This is a genomic window from Endozoicomonas sp. ONNA2 (genome assembly GCF_024606365.1).
GTDB lineage: Bacteria > Pseudomonadota > Gammaproteobacteria > Pseudomonadales > Endozoicomonadaceae > Endozoicomonas.
This window is the reverse complement of the sequence record NZ_JAHHPO010001213.1, coordinates 1-4,772: the sequence shown is the minus strand read 5'-3', so window position 1 is coordinate 4,772 and position 4,772 is coordinate 1. Positions and strand designations below refer to the sequence as shown.

Genomic DNA, 4,772 nt, shown 5'->3' with positions numbered 1-4,772 from the left:
TGCTTGTAGCCCTTGGAAATCAAGGGTCAATATGGTTTCAACGAATAGTTACTTTGGTCGTCTATTTCTTCTTCTAAATCGTTGATTTTATTGGCGCACCCGGCAGGATTCGAACCTGCGACCTTTTGCTCCGGAGGCAAACGCGCTATCCAGCTGCGCCACGGGTGCGTGACGGATGGGGATACTAGCTTATCCCCTTGAGCCTTTCAACCACATCTTTGCCGTGAAAAATATTTTGCTTAACCATTGTTCATCCCTGAGGGTGGCGCAAAATATTTCCTGATTACCATTGATCGTACGTCATGACATAGAGAAAGTTTATTTAAGAATATACACAAAACTTTTCATTTTTTATGCCTATAATCCAGCAAATGAAATAATAGCCAGCAAAGACATGCTGGCGTGGGTCGAGTGTTAATTATTTCGCCAACTGTCCCATATCAATGCCTCTTTTTTTGGCAATGTACTTGGGAATCAGAGAGATACAGAACAGTACCAGTCCCGCCGCGGCAAACTTCACCAGCAACATGGCAGAAACTCCGTTGGTGGCAATATCTCCGGCCATATAGGCAAAGATGAAAGCGCCCGGAGCCATGGTCACCAGGGAAACGATCGAATAGGTGGCAAGATTGATGCCCGTCAAACCATAGGCATAGTTTTGCAGACTGAATGGAAATACGGGTACCAAACGGGTAAGTATCAGGAAACTGACGCCATTGTGGGCAACGCCATCATCAATTTTTTTGAACATGGGGTTAGTGCCAAACTTCTGCAAAATCAGGTTACGCAGCAGGAAACGTGCCACAATAAATGCCGCCACTGCCCCCAGGGTTGCCGAGCAAAGCGCCAGAAGCCCACCCGCCACAGGACCGAAGGCGATTCCGGCCACAATCGTCAAGGCACTGCCAGGCAGCATAAATATACAGGAGAAGATATACAGCAGGGCAAAGACGACATACCCCACCGGACCAAAACCGGCAATCCAGGCCTGCAACCCTTCCACATCGGTCAGCAACGAAAGAACGCCCGACTCTTTTGCCGCAAACATTAGCAGTGCGATAACAACTACCGCGATACCAGGCTTTAAAAATTTCATAATGGAATCACTCAAATATTCATACATTGAATCAGAGCAGATTTGCTCTTGTAACGATTAATCCAGGCCTTCACCGGGTTGGCCAGCACATTCACCGGAGTCCCATCTGATTGCATCACCACAGGTCCCCAGAGCAGATCGAGAATGTGCCATGATTTAGTGCCTACCCCCATCATGGAAGCACGACAGGCAGCGCAATAAACGACCACATGGTCAGTTTTGAATTCATTTACACGACGCTGGATGACACGTGTGGCAACCTCCGGATTAGCCGGTACAACCATGCCGCCAAAACCACAGCAACGGGTATTTTCGCGGGTATATTCCGGCTCAGTGGTTTTATAGCCCAATTCTTGCAAGATCCAGCGGATACCATCCTGTAATTCCGTCTCGTAACGGGTGGAGCAGGAGTCATGAATGGTGAACACCGCATCACTGGCCCTGGCTTTGCCCCGCAGCTCTTTTGGCAGGCCAATGGTTGGCAGCAGTTTCCAGAGTGAAACCGGCTTTTGCCGATCGGTATTTTTCTTGATCAGGCCATAACAGCTCTGACAGGCGACAATCACCTCTTCTGCGCCTACCTTGTCAAAGTCGTTCTGCAACTGTCCAAAGCGCTGTTTGAACAGCTCCGTCTGGCCAATCGCTGCTGTGGGTTTACCACAGCATTTCTGCACCGCCCCCATATCCGGATAGACAGACTTCAGGTAGGCCGCGGTTTTTTTCACCGCATCCGGGTTATACGACGGCAGACTGCAGCCCGGCATAAATACCTTTTTACCCATTGCGATTACCCCTTGCTGGCCATGGTGAAGAATTTTGAAAAGCCCAGTTTCTGATGCATATTAATACCTTTATGTCCCGGCATGGGTGAGTTGCCACCGTTGGCCTTGACAAAATCAGCCCTGGCGCCCAAGAAAATGTCTTTAATCTGGAAATCTTTGGGGCAGGCAATCGTGCACTGATCGCAGGCATTGCAGGAATAGGCCAGCAGTGGTTCCATGGATTGCTGTTCGATAAAATCACTGAAGATTTGCTTCGGACAATCGCCGAAGTCATTCATCATCACACACTCTTTCATACAGAGTTTGCAGGAACAGTTCAGGCATCGACCGGCTTCTGTGGTAATTTGCTCCGGCGTAAAGCCCAGGTCCACCTGCTCAAAATCCCGTTTCCTGAGTTCAGCATCACGGAGTTCGCCGTGCAGCCGGGGATGATTCCCGGTGCCCTTTGGCAGTGGCACATTCAGACGACAGTCGTAGCTGTACTCTTGCTCAAAATCTCGCCCCTCAGTCAGCGCCCTGTCGGTCAGATAGCGATCCACGCTGAGAGCTGCCTTACGCCCGAAAGCCATCGCCTGAATAACAATATTGCCACCGTTGGCATCACCGGCCACAAACACACCGGGAAGTTCAGTGGCCAGAGTCTGGGCATCCACCACGTAACGACCACCGCGGGTTTGCTCCAAGGCACCATCGGTAATATCTGCGACTAACTGGCCAGTGGCAAAAATCACCGTATCAACTGCAATGGTTCTTCGGTCATCGCCGTATACCGGGGCAAAATTCCCCTGCTCATCAACGATACTGATGACGTTCTTCAGCACAATACCAGTCACCTGTCCATTTTCAGACAGAATCTGATCTGGCCCCCAGCCGGCATTAAACTGCACACCCTCTTCCAGGGATTCATCGATTTCAACCTGGCTGGCTGGCAGGATTTCCATGCTTTCCAACGAGCATTGATGCACTTCCAGCGCATCAATGCGCCAGGATGAACGGGCGCAGTCCATGGCAACGTCACCACCGCCAATGACCATCACCCGCTGGCCAGCGCGGGGAAAAGCCCGGGTTTCCGCCACTTCTTTCAGAAATTCAACCGCTGAATAGACGCCAACAGACTGATGACCAGGCAGTGGGATAATGGAGCCAACATGAGCACCGTGGGCAAGAATCACGGCATCAAACTGTTCGCGCAGTTCATTGAAATGAATATCCTTGCCCACTTCCACGCCAAACCGGGTCTCAACCCCAAGCATGGCGAGATAAGCGTATTCGTAATCGATGATATTGCGCGGCAGCCGGTACTCAGGGATACCCACTCGCATCATACCACCGTAGACCTGCAACTTTTCAAAGAGGGTGACCCCATGCCCTTGTCGACGAAGCTCGATGGCGGCCTGGGCTCCGGCAGGACCGGCACCAACAATCGCCACGGTTTTGCCGGTATCCATGCCCACCGTCAGATCCCAGTTCGCCTGGTTGTCGGCACGCTCAGCCACAAAACGCTTGATACCCGCAATACTGATGGGCTGCCTGAATTCCACATTACGCCGACAGGACTGTTCACAGGGATGGGCACAAATGCGCCCAAGGGTTTGCGGCATAAAAATCTTATCGCGAATCACTTGTAATGATTCATCGTACTTGCCTTCGCCAGCCAACTGCACATATTGCTTTACATCCGTATGCATTGGGCAGGCTGACTGACAGGCCGGTGCTTCATAGCCCATGCAGTTGTCAACAATATGCTGGGCCGAATCGTACAGCTTCTGGCTGAACAGAACGTTTTCCATAAGGGCTCACTCAAAAAAACAGGCTCGACAGGAGTCAAAAATCACACTGTTGTCTTATCCATTAATGATGGTGGCGGTGGGATTTTTTGATTTGTAGTGGGCATGGCTCCATTCAATCCATGAGCCATCGTAGTTATATACTGCTTCCGCCCCCAGAATCTCTTTAAGAACCAGCGTTGTATGAGCAGAGCGCACACCGGATTGACAATAGGCAATGACTTTCTTGCCTTTAATCAGATCGCCATAAAGCATCTGCAGCTCTTCCCGGGTCTTTAAGGTCGTGTCCTTATTCAGTACCCGGTTCCACTCCAGAAATTCACTGCCATCAATGGTACCGGGGCCAAAGGCACCGGACTCAGTAACGGCTCCGTCATGCTCGGCCAGGCTGCGGGTATCCAGAATAACCCAGTCCGAATCATTCGTGGCCTGTACGACCATGTCATAGGTTGCCAGCTCTTCTTCACTGTATGCCGGCGCCTGATAGCTTGTTTCAGCAACATCAGGATTGCCGTTGCCTGTGGGCAGGTCTGCACCCACCCAGGCATTCAAACCGCCGTCTAAAATACGAACATCCTCGTGACCTAACATTTTAATCTGCCAGTAAAGGCGTCCAGCATCGTGATGATCATTGGCCGCATAAACAACGATAGTGCTTTCAGGAGTGGCGCCGAAACTGCTCAGCATGGCTTCCATCGCTTGTTGGTCTGAGCGCATGCCATCAAATGGATAAACGTCATCCGTAGTAGAATAATCAGAGCGCCAGACGGTAAAAGAGCCGTCAATAACCGGATCAAGTTTCATTGGATTCAATGTACCAATCACCACTGGAGCCTGATCAGACTCCATCAACTGTTGCAATTGCGCTGACGTAATAAAGGCGTCGGGATTATGGTATTCGGCAATTTTGGCCGATTGTTCGTACCCATCAACCGCAACAGGTCTAACCCCTACTGAGTTGCGATAAATAGGGAAGGCGGCAGCAATCAAGCAGACAGCACCCACCGTAATGTACTTCATTTTCACTTTACTTTTCCTGAACCGATAGACCGATTTTTAAACCTGGAAATTAAAAAAACCTGAACTTTTTAACAACCATACTGATCA

General features: G+C 50.3%; 4 protein-coding genes and 1 tRNA gene. All 5 read right to left on the bottom strand.

Translation table 11 applies throughout. The features are described 5' to 3' along the window. Nucleotides 1-91 precede the first annotated feature (91 nt). Nucleotides 92-168: transfer RNA gene (locus tag KDK14_RS21305), tRNA-Arg, on the bottom strand. Nucleotides 169-418: 250 nt separating this feature from the next. Next, nucleotides 419-1,096, bottom strand: a complete 678-nt coding sequence (locus tag KDK14_RS21300; RefSeq protein ID WP_257267279.1) for a TVP38/TMEM64 family protein — start codon at nucleotides 1,094-1,096, stop codon at nucleotides 419-421. An 11-nt stretch (nucleotides 1,097-1,107) separates the two neighbouring features. Next, nucleotides 1,108-1,878 (bottom strand): (Fe-S)-binding protein, encoded by a 771-nt coding sequence (locus KDK14_RS21295; protein WP_257267278.1) that lies wholly within the window; start codon nucleotides 1,876-1,878, stop codon nucleotides 1,108-1,110. Between the two features lie 5 nt (nucleotides 1,879-1,883). Next, a complete protein-coding gene (locus tag KDK14_RS21290; protein WP_257267277.1) occupies nucleotides 1,884-3,668 on the bottom strand; it encodes an FAD-dependent oxidoreductase in 1,785 nt (594 codons plus the stop codon). 54 nt (nucleotides 3,669-3,722) lie between these two features. Then, a complete protein-coding gene (locus KDK14_RS21285) occupies nucleotides 3,723-4,685 on the bottom strand; it encodes a sulfurtransferase (RefSeq protein WP_257267276.1) in 963 nt (320 codons plus the stop codon). Nucleotides 4,686-4,772 lie beyond the last annotated feature (87 nt).